Source organism: Kitasatospora sp. GAS204B, assembly GCF_029892155.1.
In the GTDB taxonomy this organism is placed as follows: domain Bacteria; phylum Actinomycetota; class Actinomycetes; order Streptomycetales; family Streptomycetaceae; genus Kitasatospora.
On sequence record NZ_JARZAG010000014.1, the window covers coordinates 114,933 to 133,800 of the forward strand.

An 18,868-nucleotide genomic window follows, 5' to 3' on the forward strand; every position below is an offset into this window, starting at 1 on the left:
CGTCGGGGCCAGCAATGGCCTCCGCTGAGGGAGCGGCACCGGGATCGAGTGAGGCGAGGGCGCCGGCCTCGAGCGAGGGAACGGCCGGCGCCGGGATCGGTGACAGCTGTTCGGCCGGCCCTGGCGATGGCGCGGTTGGCGCGGGCGCCGCCGAGGATGAGGCCGGCGCCGAAGGCTGTTCCAAAGGGGCTGCCGGCGCCGACGCATCGGCAGAGGGGGCCGGATCCGCGACGGACGACGGTGAGGCCGGCGCCGACGCATCGGCGGAGGGGGCCGGATCCGCGATGGACGACGGTGAGGCCGGCGCTGATGGCTGGGCGGGCTTCGAGGGCGGTGCGGCCACTTTCGCTGCCGTAGGCGCTGGTGCCGTTGCGGTCACTGGGGCGGCGGGCGACGGGCACGGGTGTGCCGCAAGGTCGTGATCGATCCGCGCGAGCAGCGCCGCCGTCATGGTCTCGTCGCTGGAGGGCGACTGCCTCAGCTGCTGCTGGAGGAGGCAGAGCTTGGCGAGGGCTCGCTGCTGCTCGGCTTCGGCAACAGCGGCCTGCGCGTCGGGGGACGGCGGATGGCCACTGCCAGGTGCGGCCGACGACTCGAGCACGCTGCTCGGCTCGCCGGAGGCGCTGCTTGCCTGCGCCGCCGGTGCGACCAGCACGAGGCCCAGGGTTGGAGCCAGTGCCACCAGCGTGGCAAGAGGTAAGAAACGCTTGGCCCGGTGGTGGTGTCTGTCCATCGTGTGTACTCCTGATCGGTTGGTCTACCGTCGTCAGCGCATGGCTCTCCTAGGAGGAGGAGCCTGTGGCCGGTGAATGACGTGAGCCGGCCAGGTCATTGCGCGAGGTGAGGGAAGGACGGTGCCACCGTGATGCGGGACGGTGTCATCGGGTGCTCCCTGGGGGGAGCTGGTGTGCCACGCCGGGCTGCACGGGCCTGCCTGTGCGGATCTCGAAGGGGTCCTCGCCTCTCGCCACTTGTTGCTCCCTGCCCTTGTGGTAGCGGGTGACCCAGGTGGCGATCTGGGCACGTGAGGTGAAGCCCAGTTTGGCGAGGATGTGCTCCACATGGGTCTCGGCGGTCCGTTGGGCGATCACCAGCCGGGAGGCGATCTCCTTGTTCGTCAGGCCCGCGGCCACCAGCGTGGCGACCTGCTGCTCCCGGGGGGTCAGCTTCTCGGTGTCCGGCAGCTGCTGAGGCCGCGGCTCGAGCTGTTCCAGTGCCAGGCCCACGCCCCATTCCAGGCTGCGCACCTGACCCATGTCGGAGGCGGCGCTGTACTTCTCGTGCGCCAGGGCGGCCTGGAGCGCTGCGATGGCCCGTCCACGGTGGGCGGTCACATGGAGCAGTCCGGCGACGTTGACGCCCCCCGACAGCCAGGCGTACTGGGCCACGGCCAGCAACTGCGCAGCGCGTTCATCGGGATGGCGCCGCGTCTCGACCCAGCAGAAGACCTCCAGGCACATGGCCAGCCCCCATAGGTCCTGGAAACTCCACGTGAGGCGGATCGCTTCCTGCAGCAGCTGGCGCGCCTCATCGAGCGCACCGGCGTGATAGCGGACCAGCGCCATGATGTAGAGGGAATGGGAGTGGAACCAGTAGGCGCTTGGCGGCTGCTCGAAGAGGAAGCGGCTGTGCTCAGTTGACTGGGGGCGCCCGGCGAGGGCCTCGCATTCAGCCAGCCGCATGCTTGCGAGGGCGAGTTCCTCCCTCTGCCCCAGGAGCCGGTGTGTGGTCAGGGACTCCCGCAGAAGGTTGGCCGCTCGCTGGTACTCACCGTCGAAGATGTGCGCGAGCCCCAACGTGGACTGCAATCGGGCGTCTTCGGCCGGGTCCCTGAGCTCGGAGGCCAGGAAGGCGTAGGTGTCCAGGTGCCGGTGGGCACCGCGCCAGTCACCTTGCAGGAGGGACAGGACGGCGCCGGCGCGGTGGCCTCGGGCCTGAACGGCTTTGGTGGCGCCCGGCTGGGCCAGTGCCCGCTCCAGGAAAGCTCGACCCTGCGTCAACGAGGGCGTGTACAACCGCTGCTCCCAGAACGCGGCAGCCAGTCGGGTGGTCGCGCTGGGATCGGTGTTGTTGTCCAGGCAGTACTCCAGGGTGTCGATGATGTTGCGGTGTTCCACCTCCAGGCGCACCCGCCAGTCGGCCTGGTCGGGGCCCAGCCAGCCCAGTTCCATGTCCTTGGCCAGTGCCAGGCACCAGGTGCGGCGCTTGGCAGCCATGAGCTCGACCTCGTTCGCTTCGATCAGTCTCTCCTGGCCGTACAGACGCACGGTGTTCAGCAGCCGGTAGCGCGAGATGCCCTGCGTCTCGTCGCGCGCCACGACGGACTTCTCCACCAGAGCGGCGATCAAGTCGAAGACCTCGGCGTGGGAGATCGGGTCACCCGAGCAGACATCCTCCGCCGTCTCGAGCTCGAACCCCTCGGTGAACACCGACAGCCGCGCCCACATCAGTTGCTCCGCCGGTAGGCACAGATCGTGGCTCCACTGAACCGCCGCGCGCAAGGACCGGTGGCGGGGGCACAGGTGGGCTCCCTTGGCCACGAGCAGCTCGAAGCGTTGGTCGAGGCGCTGGACGATCTGACGCACCGTCAGAACGGGCAGGCGGGCCGCGGCGAGTTCCAGGGCAAGTGGCAGGCCGTCCAGGCTCCGGCACAGTTCGACGATGGTGTCCAGGTCGCAGGAGTCGATGTCGAAGTCCGGCTGGTACGCCGTGGCGCGCTCAACGAAGAAGGCGAGGGCGTCGAACTGGACGAGCATCTCCCGTGACAGGGGGCCTGGTGGGGGCAGGGCCATCGGCGGGACGGGGACCATGTTCTCCCCCGCGATGCCCAGCGGCTGCCTGCTGGTGACGATCAATCGCAGGTACGGGACGGCTGACAGCAGGTCCAGGGCCAGGCTCGCACACGCCTCGACCACGTGATCGCAGGTGTCGAGAATCAGCAAGCACTGCTGCCCGTGCACGCGCGCGGCCACGGCGGAGAGCGGATCCGGCTCCCGGGCCCCCTCGTCCTCGCCCAGCAGGGCGGCGTAGACGGCGTCAGCGACGTCCTCGGCAGCCGTCTCGTCCAGCTCCACCAGGAAGACCCCCGCGGGGAAGGCCCTGCGCAGTTCGGAGCCCACCTTCAGGGCCACCCTCGTCTTGCCCACGCCCGCCGGGCCGGTGAAGGTCACCAGGCGGCTGTCCGAGAGCATCCGGCGGGCAGTGGTCAGCAATTGGCGCCGGCCAATGAAGGCGGTCATGGCCAGGCGGCTGCCCTGCTCGATGCCCTGCCCGCGTGCTCGCCCCTCGGGTTGCGAGCCACCCTCCAGGGTGTCCGCGGCGGGGGTGTCGGGATCCTTGGCCACCTCAGTGGTCTCCTTTGCTCGCAGCCGCGCAGCGGCTTGCTCGACGCAGCCGTCGTGGGCCGGGTGAGGTTCGGTCGGTCCGCGGTGTCGTCAGTGCGACGAGGGGGAGGGTGTCGTGCCGGCCCGCACGGGCGTTGCCGTGGCGGACTGGCTGCAGGCAGCGGGGGTGGGTACCGGGGAGATCGTGGGCGGCGGCGTGGCGGAGGGGCTGCCTGCCGCGGGGGCAGGGGAGGCGGCTGTGCCAGAACCAGGAGCGCGCACGGTGCACTCGGTGGTGGGTGCGGGCGCCGGGCGTACCGGTGTTGCGGACCGCTGGGTGCTCGTAGCCGGCGGGTTCGGAGTCGGGGTGGGCGGGACCTGTGGATCGCCGGTGCACTGGCCCAGGACCAGGGCGGAGCCCGGTGCCACGGTGGTGGGGGCGTTGGAGGGCCGGGACGCGGAGGCGGATGTCGGCGTCGCGCTCGAGGTGGAGGGGCTGGGAACGGGCCTGGTGCATGCGGCGGCTGGCGGGGAGCTGGGCGGCGCGCTGGGGGCGACGCCGGGAGGCGTGCCGGCGCTTGGTGCGGAGGTGGCGGGTGGCGTGGGCGCGGAGGCGGTGCTCGACGCCGGCCGTGACCCCACGGTCCGTGAAGGCGCGGGTATGGAGGAGGGGGCGGGAGCCGGTAGGGCGGCTATGGCGCCAGCGGGTGCGGTGGGCCCAGCCGGTGACGCCAGGGCAACGGAGGGGGCGGGTGCCGGTAGGGCGGCTATGGCCCCAGGGGGTGCGGTGGGCCCAGCCGGTGCCGCCTGGGCGAAGGGGGTGGAAGTGGTGGCGGGCAGAGCCGGAGTGCCGGACGGGCGGGGCGGGGCCGCTGATGGAGCCGGCGTCGTCACCGCTCTGGGCCCGGTGCTCGCGGAGCTGGGCGCGATGGGAAGAAGGGCCGGTGCGACGACGGGAGGCAGCGTCCTGACGGGATTGCCCAGGTAGGCCTGCTGCCAGGTCAGGACGGCCTGCAGGTATTGCTGCGAGGGGTTGTATCCGAGGATGGCCTGGCGAAGGCCCTCGGAGGTGGACAGGTCAACCCTGTCGGCGCACAGGTAACGACCCGCGGCCAGCGAAGCGTCGAAGACGTTCTGGGGGTCGCCGGTCCCGGTGCCGTTGGCGCTGGCACCCCACTGCTTCCATGTCGAGGGCAGGAACTGCATCGGCCCGATCGCATGCGAGAACACCTTGTCACCGTCCCAATGCCCGCCGTCAACGGCCGGAACCAGTGCGAAGCCTGAAGTGCCGTTCAGCGCTGGTCCGATGATGGGCGGAGTGGCGCGGCCGGAAGCGTCCACCTCGCCGCCGTCGGCGTGATCCGACTCGACGCGACCGATCGCGGCGAGCAGCTGCCACGACAAGTGACACGTCGGGTCGGCCAGTTGGACATTCACCGCGGCCTGTTGGTAAGCGGCGAACACCAGGGCCGGTATGCGGGTGTCCACGGTCGTCCCGAAGGCGGCCTGCACCGTCTGCACGGGCTGCACGGGCTGCACGAACAGGGGCTGCACGGCGAACGCGCTGGGCGGAACCGCGCCGATCCTCAGAGGCGAGCCGCCGGGTATGCCGGATATCCCGGGTATCGCGCTTCCCTCGGATATCCCGCTTCCCTCGGCCGGGGCCGGCTTGTGGGCCGGCGCCGCCTGCGCGGCCGTGCCGCCCAACGCTCCCGGAGTCGTTGCCGCCAGCCACGCGGTTGCGGCGACCAGTGCCCACGCCGCGGCCTGCAGCCGCACACTGCGCCGGCCCACCGGGCCGCGGATCCCCACGATCTTCATGCTGCCTCCCAACTTCTGAAGTCAGGCCTCGCATCGTCGTCGACCAGGCGCGGGCGCGAACCTTGGGGCAGGCAAGCCGCGCGATAGCCTCGCAAGCGCATCCGATCCGCCCTTCTGCCGTCCGAGCCCGGGTTCGCCGGGGTTTCCTGCCGGTCGGTGCGCTCGCGGCGCACGGTCCCCTGCATGGAAGAGGCCGCTTTCGGGCCGGTATGACGCTCTCCTCCCGTGCGAGCCGTGTTCCGGGCAGCCCGAGAAGACCCTCGGTCAACTCCGACAGGAACGTGGGGGTCTTGGCTGGGTTGTCAGACGCGAGGATGTCGCGTGTCGGGTCAGTCCTGAGCCCTCGGCCGTCCGCGCGGCGCGCTCTGGTGGGGCCCGCCTACATGCGCAGCCATCCCCCTTGCCTCTCGCTCTCGAGCTTCTGGCTTTCGTTCAGCATGTTCTGGCGAGCGATCTCCTCCGCTCGTCTCCGCTCATGGACTTGGGCGAGATGCTGGCGCTCCTTCTCCGCCCTTTCCTGCACGAGTCTCTGTTCCTCGTGGAGCCGGGCGATCTGCGCCTCATGCTCCCGCAGGCGGGCAGCCGAGGCCGCCGCCTCGGCGGAGAGATCCGGGGCCCATTCGTAGCGCTGTTGGTCGTCCATGGGGCGCACCCTTCTGTGCGTACAACGCGGTTGGCGGCCGCCGAGAGAACCCGACCTTCGCCGGCCGCGTTCCACGCGCTCTGCCGGGCAGCAAAAACCAGGCAGTCGCATTAGCACCCTAATCGACCCGTTTTTCCCAGAACACAGTTTGCGTGCCGGAATACGTACTTCCCCGGAGAGGCAATCGGCTACCGGCCCTCCGAAGCAATAGCCCTGCCACCGAAACGCGCGGCAGTGCAACCCGAGGCGCTCGACTTTGCGGCCCTCGACAACCCTGGAGCGCCTGCCATGCCCTTTTCTGCGGCCATCCGGGTGACGATCACGCACTTACAGGGGCGCCCGTCGTCTCGTCTCGTCATGCCACCGGGTCTATCGCCTTCTCGTCTAACGCATCGTCAGATTCGCAGTCCGTCCACCGGGGCGGCTGCTCTCCAACCACGTTCGTTAAGGAGGGCTCCCTTGTACGGAGCAAAAGGTGTCGGTGGCGCCGGAGCACTCGCGGCGACCGGTTTCCATTCCATGATGGCGCTGCTCGCCGTCGTCCTGCTGCTGAGCGGGATCATGACCGTGAGGTGGGTTCGGGCCCGGCGCGCGTAGACACGTCCCGCACCAGAGCAACCCCTGAAAGGCATACGCACATGCCCACCTCGAATCCGCCGGCTCCCCACGGCGGCGCGGAACGTCACCGACTGCCGGGCGCACGGCGCCCCCGGCGGGCCCGTCCACCTCGTCCGCTCGCCGTCAGGCCCGCCGGTCGGCTGCTCCTGGGGGTGATCCGTTGACAGGGCTGAGCCTGGTCCAGGACACATCGGTCTTCATGGTCGTACTGTTCCTCAGCTACCTGGCCTCCATCCTCCTGCCGTTCCTTCGGCGCTCACCCAGTGCGCCCGGGCGCAGCGGCGACTTCGCGTGGCACCTCTTCGTCCCGTGCCGGGACGAAGAGGCGGTGATCGACCGTACCCTGCGCAACGTCCGCGAGGCCTTCCCCTTCTGCCACATCTGGGTGATCGACGACGCCAGCGAGGACGGCACCGCGGATGTCGTGGCCCGGCACGGCCTGGCCGACGAGCGTGTCCACCTCGTGCGCCGTATCCTGCCCGACGCGCGCACCGGAAAGGGCGACGCTCTCAACGCCGCCTACGAGCGCCTGGATCGCTTCCTTCCTCCCGGCACCGACCGCTCCAAGGTGATCGTCGGCGTGCTGGACGCCGACGGCCAACTCGCCCCCGACGCGCTGGACTATGTCGCAGCGCCTGAAGTGTTCGGCGACCCGGCGGTCGGCGGCGCCCAGATCAGCGTCTGGATGCGCAACCGCGACGAGCCCCATCCCCGCTGGGACCGGGGCCCCCTCTACAACAGCTTCTGCCGCCTGCTCGTGCGCATGCAGGACCTGGAGTTCCGCACCACGATCGCCGCCATGCAGATGCTGCGCTCGCGCACCGGTTCGGTCGGCCTTGGCGGTAACGGCCAGTTCACCCGGCTGTCCGTCCTGGACACCATCGCGGCCACCCAGCAACGCCCCTGGCACGGAGCGCTCCTGGAGGACTACGAACTGGGCCTGCACATCCTGCTCGCCGGCTACCAGAACCGTTACGTCCACGACACGCACGTCTCCCAGGAAGGCCTGCCGCAGATGCGGCGCCTGCTCGTCCAGCGCACCCGCTGGTCGCAGGGGAACATGCAGTGCTGCCGCTACCTGCCGGCCATCGTCCGGTCCAAGCACTTCTCCAGCGCCGGGGTCCTCGAGGCGGGCTACTTCCTGCTGCTGCCGTTCATCCAGCTGGCCGGCGCCGTCGTGTGGCCCGTGGTGTTCGCCACCATCCTGCGCCAGTTCCTGGAGAGCCCGCAGAGCGCACTGCCCTGGCTGCTGCAGTCCTGGTGGCTGATCGGCATGCTCCTCCTGCTCGGCGTCCTGCCGTTCGCGATCTGGGGACCGATCTACCGGCGACAGTGCGCACCGGAGGCGACCTTCACCACCTCGCTGGGATGGGGGCTGGCGCACTGGCTCTACGTCTACTACATGTACGTGTCCGTGGTGTACGCCTTCATCCGCCTCCTGCTGGGCCGCAGCGGCTGGGCCAAGACCCGCCGCAACGCCGAGAGGGTCGTCAGCGGCCCCATCGCCAAGGAGGCTTGACCACACACCTCTTCTCACCACCCCGGGCTCCATGCCCGTTCGCCCTGCCACGAAAGGAGAGCGGCAACCGGCGACCACCCGCCGCCGCGACCGCGTTCCCATGACGTCCAGCCCCCTGCGCCACTCCCCCCTCACCGCAGTGCGTCGCGCCGCGGTCCGCCTCACCGGCGCCCGCGCGCAACGCGTCCCGCATGTGGTGATGGGAGCGCTCCTGGCTCTCGCCACCCTCCTGCTGCTCCTGCGCCAGGCGGACTTCCGCTCCATGGAGGCCCGCGTCTGCGCCGACCTCATGGGCTCCGTCATGTCGGGCGGGAGCCAGTCGTCGGCCGACACCGTCTACGTCGGCATCGGCACCCGCGCACCGCTCGGCCTGAAGATCACCGCCGAGTGCACCGTCCTCATCCTTCTCGTCCCCCTGATGGCCGCCGGCACCGTCCTGATGGCCTGCACGCGCATCAGCCTGGCACGCATCACAGCCGCCCTGGCCGCCGCCGGCGTCATCATCATCGCGGCCAACCAGCTGCGACTCGCCCTGATCCTGCTCTTCATCCGCGCCTGGGGCATGCAGACGGGATACGAGATCAGCCACAAGTTCGTCGGATCGCTGGTCGCCCTGGCGGGATTCGCCCTCGGCTTCCTGGTCCTGTTCAAGATCCTGGGCCGACGCCCCCGCCCGCAGATGAGCCGCCCAGGTATCTCCAGCGGAAGCCCGGCGGAGTCGCAGATCTGACGCACCGTCACGGCATGTGGCGACGGGTGCGCCGGCCCTTGCTCCCCTACCCCGAGGGGGGAGCAAGGCCCAGCGCACCCGTCGCCACACCGTGCGGACCCTGCACACCTGGCCACACGCTCCGGGGTTGCGGAAGCACCGACAGGCCAGGGCCCGACAATCCACTTCCAGGGCACCACCGGCGCCCCCTCTCAGGCCGGCGGTCATCTCCATGCACACCATGCACTTCACCTGGCAGTTGCTCGGGGCTTTGTCCCTGACGGTGCTCCTCGAGGCCTACGGGGCCCATCGCATGGGGTGGAAGCGGGCCGCAACAGGCCTACGCGAAACCGGGGTACTGTTCGCACTGGTCAGCCTGTGGCTTTTCGTCAGCAGCCTGGCACCGGAGCGGGCTGACGAGGCCATCCAACGCGCCCAATGGATCCACCACACCGAACTACGACTCGGGCTGCCGAACGAAGCATCATGGCAGCACTGGATCCTCCCCCACCCACTGCTCGTGCGGGCTGCCAACCTCTACTACGAGGTCATGCACATCGCCGTCTTCTGCGCTGTCCTCGCGTGGATCATCGTCCGGCATCGCAGCTTCTACCCGTGGGCCAGGACAAGCCTGGTCATGGTCACCGGAGCATGCCTGCTCATCGAACTCATCCCGGTGGCCCCGCCGCGGTTCCTCAGTGGTGACGGATTCGTCGACCTGGGAGCCAAGTACCACCAGTCCATCTACAGCACCGCACTGCTCAAACACCTGCTGGCGGCCGACAGCCTGTCCGCCATGCCCTCGGTGCATGTCGCCTGGGCGGGACTGGCTGCCCTCCTCAGCGTGTACATCAGTCGAAGCCCGTGGCGATGGCTGCTGCTGCTCCACCCCTTGACCACCTTCGTCGTCGTCGTGGTGACGGCCAATCACTTCTGGGCTGACGGCATCGTGGCCATGCTTCTCCTCACCCTCATGTACCCGGCCAGGACCGTCGCCGAGAGGCTGTCCGCGCGCGCTCTCACCAAGTCTGGGGCAGCCCGCAAGGACACCTCCGAACTGCCGCGCGCCGACTGAGATCCGCACGATCAGCAGCACGCCGTGCCGCGATGGCATCGCCCACGAACGACAGCACAGGGGAAGTCACCCGCAACAGCTCCGCAGGAGCCATGGCCGCCAGCGGCAGAGGTCCGGCGCACCGAAGCTCCCTTCTTTCAGGGCGACTTGGCAAGCCGCTGCATCCCCTGACCGAGCTTCGCCGTGTTCCCGCACGGCCACTGCCGACCGCTCCGGCCTGCCGGCCCGCATGATCACCACGCGCTGAACGCCCGCCGCACCGCCAGGGGTATGGCCGCTCAACATACGTAGACCGATCGTGACTTCCCCCGTCCCTGCCCGCTAAGCGGGCTGTGACGATTGCAGGGAAATCCCTAGCAAAGGGGAGTTGAAATGGTCCACGACTTGTTTCGCGCGGCCGCTCGTCACACGACGGTTCAGGAGTCGGCTCACCTCTCGCGGCTGTACCACCAGCACGAGCGCCGATGGCTGATCCTCCCCGGTGCAGACCAGCCCGAGCCCCCGGCCTCCGAGCCTAAGGACGAAGGGACAGCGTCCACCGCCTCCGAGTCGGAGGACGAAGGCACACCGTCCACGCCGCCCGCCTTGATTCTCGTTCCGGCCCCTCCACTGGCCCCGGGTCACACCCGAGTGAACAGATTGGCTCGCATTCTCCAACGGCGCAAGGACACGGACACCCCCGCTCCCGCTCCCGGCAGCGACACCTGAGACAGCAAGGCGGCCCCCCATGTTAGCGACACTGACAACCCTGGCCTACAGCCCGACCACGACCGCAGTGATCCACGGCTCCAGCAACCTGCTCGCCAAAGGCAGCAAAGGCAACCAGCCCGGCAGCTCAAACGACTGCAGCAACGGTTTCTCTGCGAGTTGCATAGCGCCTAACGTCAGCAACTTCGGGTCTTTTACCACTGCGGTGGCAGGCATCATCGGAATCCTGTACTTCCTCGTCCTCCTCGGCTGCATCGGCTATCTGGGCAAGGCCTTCCTGCAATACGCCTCAGCACGCCAGCAGGGCTACGCCGAGAAGGTCACCGAAGCCGCGAAGGACATCAAGCACGCACTGATCGCCCTGGTCGGCCTCGGCCTGATCCCGGTCATCATCGCAACCATCGCAACTCTGACCGGTAGTTCTGGTTGGTCGTAGTGATTGAGGACAGGTGAAACCTGGCAGCCGCACCCGTCGCGAGCAATGAAAAGGACGATTTCATGAGGCTGAAGGCTCTGCACCTCCGGCGCATCCGTCGGACGATCGCCCTTCTCCTGGCCCTGTCAACCGTCCTCGCCCTGGTGCTCGTCGCATCTCCGGGTGCCGCTGCGGGACGGACCGCGCAGACGGCGTCAAGCTCCACCAGCGCTATCGAACATCAACTCCAGGCCCTGCAGGCGGGTGTGCCCGCGGGGCCTAGCGCAGCCCCGTCGGCGTCCGCTTCACCAAGTGCCATACCCGTTCCACCAAGGGCAGCCGACCAGTCCGCCGCCCTCGCGCTATCCAGCCCCAGCGCGACGCCCAGCAGCAGCACGAAAGCCAGCAGCAGCCCCAGCAGCAACTCCATCAACGGCATCCTCAGCTGCCCCAGCAACAGCCCCAGCAACAGCCTCAGCAACCCCAGCCCCAGCCCCAGTAGCAGCGGTGGCGGCGGCAACTCCAACGGGGCCAGCATCAGCATTAGCCCTTGCGCCCTGCAGATGTCTCTGCAGGGCGCCCTGCAGGCGTTCTTCGGCCAGCTCATCAGCCCTACCTGCTTCACCCTGAATCTCGCTGGTTGTATCGCCAACGGAGCAGTGACGACCCTCTCCGGTCCGATCGCATCTTTTCTGACCTACCTCCAGAATGGAGCATCCCAGGCCACCGCCTTCAACCCCGCAGACCAGGGATTCATCGCGCAGTACGACTTCGGCCTGGGGATTTCGCTCTTCGTCCTTGTCATCATTCTGATGCGCGTGTTCTATCGGCACGCCCGCTACCCCGAACGTTCGCACCAGACGTTTGATAGCCTGTTCCACTACCTTCCGATCACTATCCTGATGTGGGGATCCGGCCCCGCCATAGGCGTCGTTCTGGAAAAGGGTGCCAACGCCCTGACCAATGACGTGATTCGTTTCGAGACTACAAATTACGGCTATCTCTATACCGATATCACCGGGATGATCGCAGGAGCTGAAGGCGTCAGCTCCTACGGCGACCCGCTCACTGGCGTCCCTTCTCTGGTCATAGCCCTCATCATCGTCCTCATCATTCTTCTCGTCGTCTGCATCGCCGTCATCCTGCAGCTCGCTGTCCTGTCCATCGCCCTGTGGATGACCGGCACGGTGATGGCTATCGCATTCGTCATGATGATCGATCCGGAGCTGCGTGCGCGGGCGATCAAGCTTCCCTACATCTGGATCGGGGCCGCCTTCGGAAAGCCCCTGCTGTTCTTCCTCCTGGGATCGATGGCGGCGTTCATTCATGCCAATTCCACTAGCGCCAGTCCTGGCACCGGCACCGGCACCAGCGCCAGCGCGGTCGCGAAGTTGGCCCAGCCGAGCGCGGCCACGTCCGGCGAGTTCACCAGCCTGGTGAAACTTCTGATGGTGACCATCGCGCTGCTGATCATCGCCCTGGCGCCGATGAGCTTGATGAAATACGCGCCCCTGCTGCCGGGTGGCGGCGAGGAGATCGGCGCCCACGCCGGCGCGGCCGTGGCCGGGGCGATCACCGGACAGGTCAGCTCCCTGGCCGGCAACGCCCAGGTCAGCTACGCCCAGGAGTTGTCCTCGGGCGCAGGGGGCGGGCACCACGAGGGCGGCGGCACTGGCGGGGGCACTGGCGGGGGCGGGGGCGGGGGGCCGAGTGCCGGAGCCAGTGCCGCGAAAACCGCTAGTAAGGCCGGCTCGGCGGCCTTCCTCCCCCTCGCCGCGTTGACCGCTGCCATGACGGTTGCGCAAGGGGCCAGCAATCTGGCGAACTCGGCCACCAGTGGTCTTCCCGGAAGCGAGTGAGGAGGTCGGCCATGCCCGAACGCACATCCATTCTCGGCGGTGACAGCGGCAGTCGTGGCATACTCGGCGGACTGGGCAAGCGCGATCGCATCGTCGCCGCCGGTGTCGCACTGATCACCTATCTCGCGGTCGGCGGGATACCGGGCCTCATCATCGCAGTCCTGGCCGGCGCCTCGGTGTTCCTAGTGACCCGTGAGCTGCCTTTCGGCCGCTCACTGGGACAGATCATCGGCTCCCGACTGCTGTGGATGATACGCACTCGCACCGGAAAGACCACATTCGTTCCCGTGATCGCCACCATTCCCGCCGAACCGGAACCCGAGCCTGAAACCGGCAAGGCACCCCGAACCGGCCGGGGCCGCGCGCGGAAGAAGAAGGCGGCGACCACTCCCGCTGCAGAGACGCAGACGGTGCGCGCCGTGCCGGAGGCGATCGGTCGGATCCGACTGCTGAGCTACCCGCACCCGGCGGGCGGGGAGTTGGCGGTCCTCGTGCACAGCAATCCGGGAGAACCGGACTACCTGTCGGCCGTGATGGAGATCGAGGGGCAGCCCTCGGGGATCACCAGGGAAGAAGACATCTGGGACACGGCGGAGGCATTCGGACGGATGCTGGCCACCTGCGCCGGCACGACCTCGCTCATCAAGGAGCTGCAGTTCCTCACCCGTATCGTCCCGGTCGATCCGGCCGCCCACGAGTGGTACATCGTGAACAACCACGCCCAAGGCGTGCCTCGGGAGTTGTTCGAGTCGTATGCCGGGTTGCTCGGTGAGGCCCAGCAATCCCTGGAGCAGCACCGCAACTACATCATCGCCCGGATCCCCTTCTCGGTCGGCTTCGTCGAGGCCGCCCGCGACCTCGGCGGGCAGCCGGGTGACGACATGGTGCGCTGCCAGATCGTGGACATGGAGATGGGCCGGCTGGCCTCGCTGAGCGCGGGTGCGCGTCAGAATCCGGTGCGCCTGCTCGGTCCGCGTCGGCTGGCCGCACTGCTGCGCAGTATGCAGGACCCCGACTACTACGTTGACGACCTGCGGGATGTGGACTTCGCCCACTGCTGGCAGGAGTCCCGGGCCGAGCGGCGCCAGGTGATCACCAACGGCAGGTGGGCGACCCGGGTGGCGTCCGTGCCGGCCGACGCCGTCACGTTGGAGCCGGTCCACATGCGGTGGCTGTCCCCGCTGCTGATCGGTGTGCAGCCTGCGGTGGTGCGCACCCTGTCGGTCAATCTGCGCCTGGAGCCGGCGAAGAGGGCACGGAGCGAAGCGCGCCGTGACGCCGGTGAGGACCGCGGCAAGCTCATCGCCAACCGGGAGGGCGGCAAGATCACCGACGGCGGGGACCTGTCCCAGGCCACCGCTTCGATGCGTCGTCTGGATGACTTGCGTCCCGGTTCGGGACATGCCGGGGTGCGGTGGAACATGTGCTTGTCGGTCACCGCCTCGGAGAAGACCATGCGCCGCGCGAGCGACCTGATCACCGACAAAGCGGGCGAGTGCGGCCTGTCCTCGTTGCGGTGGTTCGACGGCGCCCACGACCTGGCTCAGGTGTTCACCTGGCCGCTCGCCCGGGGGATGCGCCAGCGATGACCCTTCCCCCCGACGAGCCCACGCAAGGCCCCCCCACCGATCCCCCGGCGCGGGAGGATGCCGTGGACCAGGTGCCGGACGAAGACGACTCGCGGCCCCTGCGACGGCCCCGCATGCTCGAGGCGATCACCCAGACGCTGTCGGCCGGCCTGCCGGTCAGCTTCAGGAAAGGGTGGCGTGCCAAGGGCACCGCCACAGGCCCACAGGACACCGGCAGGGACATCCCCGGCGGCAGTGGGGACTTCCCCGGCGAGGAGAGTGCGGCCCCGAGCACAGAACAGGAGACGGCTGGCGGCACCGGTGAACCTGAAGGCCCGTTCGCGGAGCCGACCGTGGGCGAGGGGCCCACGGCGCCGGCGCAGTTGCGGATGTCCGAGCGTCGCAAGTTCTTGGACCAGCGCGGCTTCTACGAGCCACGCTGCCGTTCGATCAAGACCACGACGCGGCAGGCGGAGGCGCTCAACATCGCCATCGCCGGGCCACCCTCCAGCCCGCGGGGCCTGTTCGTCGGGCAGGACGTGATCTCCGGTCAGATGGTGGTCCACGACGTGTTCCAGGCCTACGAGGACAATGTCATCTCCAGCCCGAACTACGTGGTCCTCGGCGACGTGGGCAAGGGGAAGAGTTCGCTGCTGAAGACCTGGGCCGTGCTGCGTCCGCTGATCCTTGCGGGGCGGCGTGCCGTGGTCATCGACAAGAAGCTCCAGCGGTGGCCCGATGGCAGCCGTTCCGGGGAGAACACGATGCTCGCTCGATTCTTGGGAAGCGAGCCGGTCATCTTTCGGATCGGTGGCGGCGGCTCGTGCATCAATCCCCTGGATCCGCGGATCGCCTCCTTGGTCGATGAGGAGGACGAGGAGGGCAACGTGCCCGCCGGGCAGGAGGAGCGCCCGGCCGGTCAGTCGATGCTGCTGCGCACCATCATGCACCGGGCGCTGGATCGGCCGCTGAGTCCGCGCGAGGGCAAGGCGCTGCGCGAGGCGCATCGGGCTGCTCTGACCAGCGGGTTGAACGGGGGGTACGAGCCGACGCTCAAGGACGTGTACCTGGCGCTGCTGCACCCCTCGCAGCAGGCCGCCGACCACGCGGTGACGTCGGTGGCGGAACTGCGGGAGTGGGGGCGGGACTCGGCTTATGAGATGGAGCGGCTGATCTCGGATGACCTCAGCGGGCTGATCGACGGGCCCACGAGCAGCGATGTGCGGCTGGACTCGCGTCTGACGGTGTTCGACCTGTCGCTGCTGCCCGAGGAGGGGCCGTCCCTGTCGATCGTGATGACCATCATCAATACGTGGCTGTCCAATCTGCTGGCCAATGAACAGGGGCGCTGGCAGACGCACTTCGTGGTGGAGGAGGGCTGGCACCTGGTCACCGGGCCGACCGCGAAGGTCTTCCAGCGCAACTGGAAGCTGGCCCGCGGCCTGGGCCTGTCGAATGGCGTGGCGATCCACCACCCTTCGGACATCGACCCGCTGTCGCCCGCCATCGCGCTGCTGAAGGAGGCGGAGACCGTCTTCATCTACGGGCAGGCACGCCAGGACGACGCCCTGGAGTGCGTGCGCCTGTTCGGCCTGCCGCACACCGCGTTGGACACTATCCGGCAACTACCCCAGGGTGTCTGCCTGTTGAAGATCGGCTCCCGGCCTCCGCTGCTGGTGAGGCACCTGCGTTCGTCCATCGAGTCGGAGCTGACCAACACCGACTCGGGGATGTTCCAGCGGCTGGCGCCCGGCGAACCGCCTCCCGAGGAGGACAGTGCCTGACCACGCCGACGCTCCTGCACTCCGCGTCCTGCCCCAACCGGGCCGCTCTCCTTCCCTAAGAGGCTCCAATGGCACCAGCCGCAACTCCCCCCAAGGGCGGTCCTCCGCGCAATCCCGAGACGATGATGCTGAGGACCTACGGGCCCCTGCTCGCCCTCGCAGCCCTTCCGTTCCTGGCTTTCCATCTGGCTGTCCTGATCGCTGGACAGTTGAGCGGCCATGCCCCGAACATCGGCATCGGCGACACGATCGGGGCCATCCTCAGCCATCCCACCGATCCGATGGCCGGTTATCCGGCGTCGGCCGGCCCCCTGCCGAACCTCGTCCTGACGGGATTCCTGGCCTTTATCATCTTCCTCGTGCTGGGCGCGCTGGCGACTGTGGGCTACGTGCTCTGGACGCGCCGGCGTGGCAAGGACGGTGAGGCGCGAGAAGGCACCGCGACCAAAGCCGAACTCGTCGGGGTCCTGGGCGAGGCGGCGGTCCACAAGCGCGCCGCCCGCGACCGCCCCTCACTGGCCGGGGTCAAGGACCTCGACTTCCGCACCGCGGCGGTCTACCTCGGCCGCGACACCCAGAGCAACCAGAAGCTGTGGGCCAGCCACGAAGACTCCTTCTTCGTCGTCGGACCTCCCCGATCCGGCAAGACCGTCTCCCTGTGCGGTCCACTCATGCTGGACGCCCCCGGGGCCCTGGTGGCCTCCAGTACGAAGGCCGACCTGCTGATGGTGGGCGCCATCCCACGCCGGGAGGTCGGCCCGGTCCTGGTCTTCGATCCCGAGGACATCTCCGGCTGGCCGCACCTCCTGCGCTGGTCGGCTGTCAGCGGCTGCGAGGACCCCGCCACGGCGATCCGGCGCGCGGACGCCATGGTCGCGGCCAAGCCCATGGGCAGCGGAGGCAACACCAGCTTCTTCACCGAGTCCGCCGGCACGGTCCTTCGCTGCCTCCTGCACGCCGCGGCGCTCGGCGGCAAGAACATGCGCGACGTGGTCCGCTGGGCCAACGACTTCACCGACCTGGAACCGCTGGACATCTTGCGCGGCTCCCCGCGGGCCGTGGGGGCCTGGTCGGAGGACCTGCGCACCTACACCCAGGGCGCCAACGAGACCATCGCCAGCCTCAAGATGACCATCTCCCTGGTCCTCAAGTCGCTGTCCAACCCGAGCGTGCTCGAGAAGTGCTCACCCGCCCAGGGCGAGGCGTTCAACGTCGAGGAGTTCATCACCAGAGGCGGCACCATCTTCGTCCTCAACTCCGGTGGTGAGGGCGGTTCCACCGCTCCGCTGTGCACGGCGCTGGTGGACGACATCGTGCAGATCGGCAAGCGCATGAGCCAGTCCACCGACTCCGGCCGGCTCGACCCGCCGCTGCGCATCGTCCTGGACGAGGCCGCCACCGGCTGTCCGCTGCCGGGCCTGCCCACCTACATGGCGGACACCGGCGGGCGTGGCATCACGGTATGCGCCTGTGTGCAGACCTTCGCCCAGGCCCGGGCGCGCTGGGGCAAGGAGGAGGCCGGCCAGATCTTCGGCGCCTCCACAACCAAGATCGTCCTGGGCGGCGTTCCGGAGGCCGACGACCTCGAACAACTCTCCCGGCTGTGCGGGGAGCGTGATCTGCCCACCACCTCCAGTTCCACCGGCCCGAAAGGCGAGGTCTCCTACTCCTACTCCCAGCGTCGCGAACGGGTCTACACCCCCACCGAGATCCGGCAAATGCCCCCGGGGCAAGGGCTGCTGATGTACCGGAACATGCCGCCGATCATGGCCCGCCTGGAGCCGTGGATGAACCGTTCCGACGCCGAAGAGATCAAAGCGGGCATGAAAGAGGCCCGGAAGATGACCGGGAGGTCCTGATGGCCACCGAGGCACACCCCGATGCATACCCGACTCCGCAGTCTCCCGAGGACGGGCCCCCGGAGGTCCATGCGGAAGCCCCTCCGCTCCAGGAATCCGGTGAAGAGGCCGACCTTCACGACACGGTGCCGCAGTCCGATCTACCGGCCGATCAGGAGCGCATCGACTTCCTGATGGAACTGGCCTCAGACGACGATGCCCAAGAATCTGATGACGAGGACGACGCCACCGACCTCGAAGACATCAGCCCCGGCGAGGACGAGGACGACGAGGACGAGGATGACGAGGACGAGGATGACGAGGACGACGCGTCCACGGCGTTCTTGGTAGGCAAGGTCGTCTCGCTGGAGAGCGTTATCGACCAGCAGGCGGAGGAGTTGGAGGCCGTGACCTCGGCCCTCAACACCGTGATCGGCCATATCGAGACGCTCTACCAGGGCCAGCAGCAGGGACAGCCCGCGCAGGACGACGACAAGGCGCAACCCTGCCGCTGGTCCTGGCGGTACGCCAGCGAAGAAAACGCCACTGACCTGTGGCGCGAGCTGAGGGACTTCGTCGACTGGCTCAACAGCCGTTACTCGCTCGACTCGGAACGCCAGATCCCGCCGTGCTGGTACCGCCACTCCATCGCTGTGGAGGAGCTCACCGCTCTGATGGTCTCGTGGACCAACGCCTACTTCGGGCCCGACACCCCGCGCGACGACCTGCTCGCCTGGCACTCCTACTGGCTCTGGCCCTGCCTGGACCGCCTGCCAGAGCGTGCCGGCTGGCAGCGCTGCAAGTCCAGCGGACACGTCGCCCGGTCCGCTGTCATCAATCCGACCGACAGTGGTTTCGAGGACTTCACTGGGCAGGCCGAGGCCTCGGATGAGATCGCCGAGCCCGCTCAGGAGGCCTTGTAGACCTTGAGCCGTAACAGGGCCGCCGCAGACCTGGTGGTGGCGTTCGGCCCGGAGAGGACGTGAGC

General features: G+C 68.5%; 12 protein-coding genes. 9 read left to right on the forward strand and 3 right to left on the reverse strand.

Annotation, left to right across the window (positions count from 1 at the left end; translation table 11 throughout):
- Window positions 1-878 precede the first annotated feature (878 nt).
- Both P3T41_RS20505 and P3T41_RS20510 read right to left on the reverse strand, forming a co-directional pair.
- Entirely contained in the window at window positions 879-3,344 is a 2,466-nt protein-coding gene (locus tag P3T41_RS20505; RefSeq protein ID WP_280691416.1) for a LuxR C-terminal-related transcriptional regulator, read from the reverse strand.
- 2,179 nt (window positions 3,345-5,523) lie between these two features.
- On the reverse strand, window positions 5,524-5,787 hold the full coding sequence (locus tag P3T41_RS20510; protein ID WP_280691417.1) for a hypothetical protein: 264 nt from the start codon (window positions 5,785-5,787) through the stop codon (window positions 5,524-5,526).
- 778 nt (window positions 5,788-6,565) lie between these two features.
- On the opposite strand from P3T41_RS20510, the gene P3T41_RS20515 reads away from it, so the two are divergent.
- The 4 genes from P3T41_RS20515 to P3T41_RS20530 all read left to right on the forward strand — a co-directional run bounded on the left by P3T41_RS20515 (window position 6,566) and on the right by P3T41_RS20530 (window position 10,852).
- On the forward strand, window positions 6,566-7,924 hold the full coding sequence (locus tag P3T41_RS20515) for a glycosyltransferase family 2 protein (protein ID WP_280691418.1): 1,359 nt from the start codon (window positions 6,566-6,568) through the stop codon (window positions 7,922-7,924).
- Window positions 7,925-8,024: 100 nt separating this feature from the next.
- The gene (locus tag P3T41_RS20520; RefSeq protein WP_280691419.1) at window positions 8,025-8,654 is read left to right on the forward strand and encodes an exosortase/archaeosortase family protein; all 630 of its coding nucleotides are present in this window, start codon (window positions 8,025-8,027) and stop codon (window positions 8,652-8,654) included.
- Between the two features lie 211 nt (window positions 8,655-8,865).
- The gene (locus P3T41_RS20525) at window positions 8,866-9,708 is read left to right on the forward strand and encodes a phosphatase PAP2 family protein (RefSeq protein ID WP_280691420.1); all 843 of its coding nucleotides are present in this window, start codon (window positions 8,866-8,868) and stop codon (window positions 9,706-9,708) included.
- A gap of 727 nt (window positions 9,709-10,435) precedes the next feature.
- Window positions 10,436-10,852, forward strand: a complete 417-nt coding sequence (locus P3T41_RS20530) for a hypothetical protein (protein ID WP_280691421.1) — start codon at window positions 10,436-10,438, stop codon at window positions 10,850-10,852.
- Between the two features lie 220 nt (window positions 10,853-11,072).
- Here the strand turns inward: P3T41_RS20530 and P3T41_RS20535 are convergent, their stop codons facing one another.
- Window positions 11,073-11,375: a hypothetical protein gene (locus tag P3T41_RS20535; protein WP_280691422.1), complete on the reverse strand. Its 303-nt coding sequence runs from the start codon at window positions 11,373-11,375 to the stop codon at window positions 11,073-11,075.
- 19 nt (window positions 11,376-11,394) lie between these two features.
- Here P3T41_RS20535 and P3T41_RS20540 point away from each other — a divergent pair, with 19 nt between their 5' ends.
- The 5 genes from P3T41_RS20540 (at window position 11,395) to P3T41_RS20560 (ending at window position 18,803) form a co-directional block, all read left to right on the forward strand.
- A complete protein-coding gene (locus tag P3T41_RS20540) occupies window positions 11,395-12,690 on the forward strand; it encodes a hypothetical protein (RefSeq protein ID WP_280691423.1) in 1,296 nt (431 codons plus the stop codon).
- Window positions 12,691-12,701: 11 nt separating this feature from the next.
- A complete protein-coding gene (locus P3T41_RS20545; protein ID WP_280691424.1) occupies window positions 12,702-14,279 on the forward strand; it encodes a hypothetical protein in 1,578 nt (525 codons plus the stop codon).
- Entirely contained in the window at window positions 14,276-16,042 is a 1,767-nt protein-coding gene (locus P3T41_RS20550; RefSeq protein ID WP_280691425.1) for a hypothetical protein, read from the forward strand. Before P3T41_RS20545 ends, P3T41_RS20550 begins: the two co-directional genes overlap by 4 nt.
- A 122-nt stretch (window positions 16,043-16,164) precedes the next feature.
- A complete protein-coding gene (locus tag P3T41_RS20555) occupies window positions 16,165-17,901 on the forward strand; it encodes a TraM recognition domain-containing protein (protein ID WP_280691426.1) in 1,737 nt (578 codons plus the stop codon).
- Window positions 17,901-18,803: a hypothetical protein gene (locus P3T41_RS20560; RefSeq protein ID WP_280691427.1), complete on the forward strand. Its 903-nt coding sequence runs from the start codon at window positions 17,901-17,903 to the stop codon at window positions 18,801-18,803. Before P3T41_RS20555 ends, P3T41_RS20560 begins: the two co-directional genes overlap by 1 nt.
- Window positions 18,804-18,868 lie beyond the last annotated feature (65 nt).

Bases quoted from the DNA above. Each gene is read 5' to 3' on its own strand.
- P3T41_RS20510 (WP_280691417.1), bottom strand. From the start codon at position 5,787: ATGGACGACCAACAGCGCTACGAATGGGCCCCGGATCTCTCCGCCGAG.
- P3T41_RS20520 (WP_280691419.1), top strand. From the start codon at position 8,025: ATGACGTCCAGCCCCCTGCGCCACTCCCCCCTCACCGCAGTGCGTCGC.
- P3T41_RS20525 (WP_280691420.1), top strand. From the start codon at position 8,866: ATGCACACCATGCACTTCACCTGGCAGTTGCTCGGGGCTTTGTCCCTG.
- P3T41_RS20530 (WP_280691421.1), top strand. From the start codon at position 10,436: ATGTTAGCGACACTGACAACCCTGGCCTACAGCCCGACCACGACCGCA.
- P3T41_RS20535 (WP_280691422.1), bottom strand. From the start codon at position 11,375: ATGCTGATGCTGGCCCCGTTGGAGTTGCCGCCGCCACCGCTGCTACTG.
- P3T41_RS20540 (WP_280691423.1), top strand. From the start codon at position 11,395: ATGTCTCTGCAGGGCGCCCTGCAGGCGTTCTTCGGCCAGCTCATCAGC.
- P3T41_RS20545 (WP_280691424.1), top strand. From the start codon at position 12,702: ATGCCCGAACGCACATCCATTCTCGGCGGTGACAGCGGCAGTCGTGGC.
- P3T41_RS20550 (WP_280691425.1), top strand. From the start codon at position 14,276: ATGACCCTTCCCCCCGACGAGCCCACGCAAGGCCCCCCCACCGATCCC.
- P3T41_RS20555 (WP_280691426.1), top strand. From the start codon at position 16,165: ATGATGCTGAGGACCTACGGGCCCCTGCTCGCCCTCGCAGCCCTTCCG.
- P3T41_RS20560 (WP_280691427.1), top strand. From the start codon at position 17,901: ATGGCCACCGAGGCACACCCCGATGCATACCCGACTCCGCAGTCTCCC.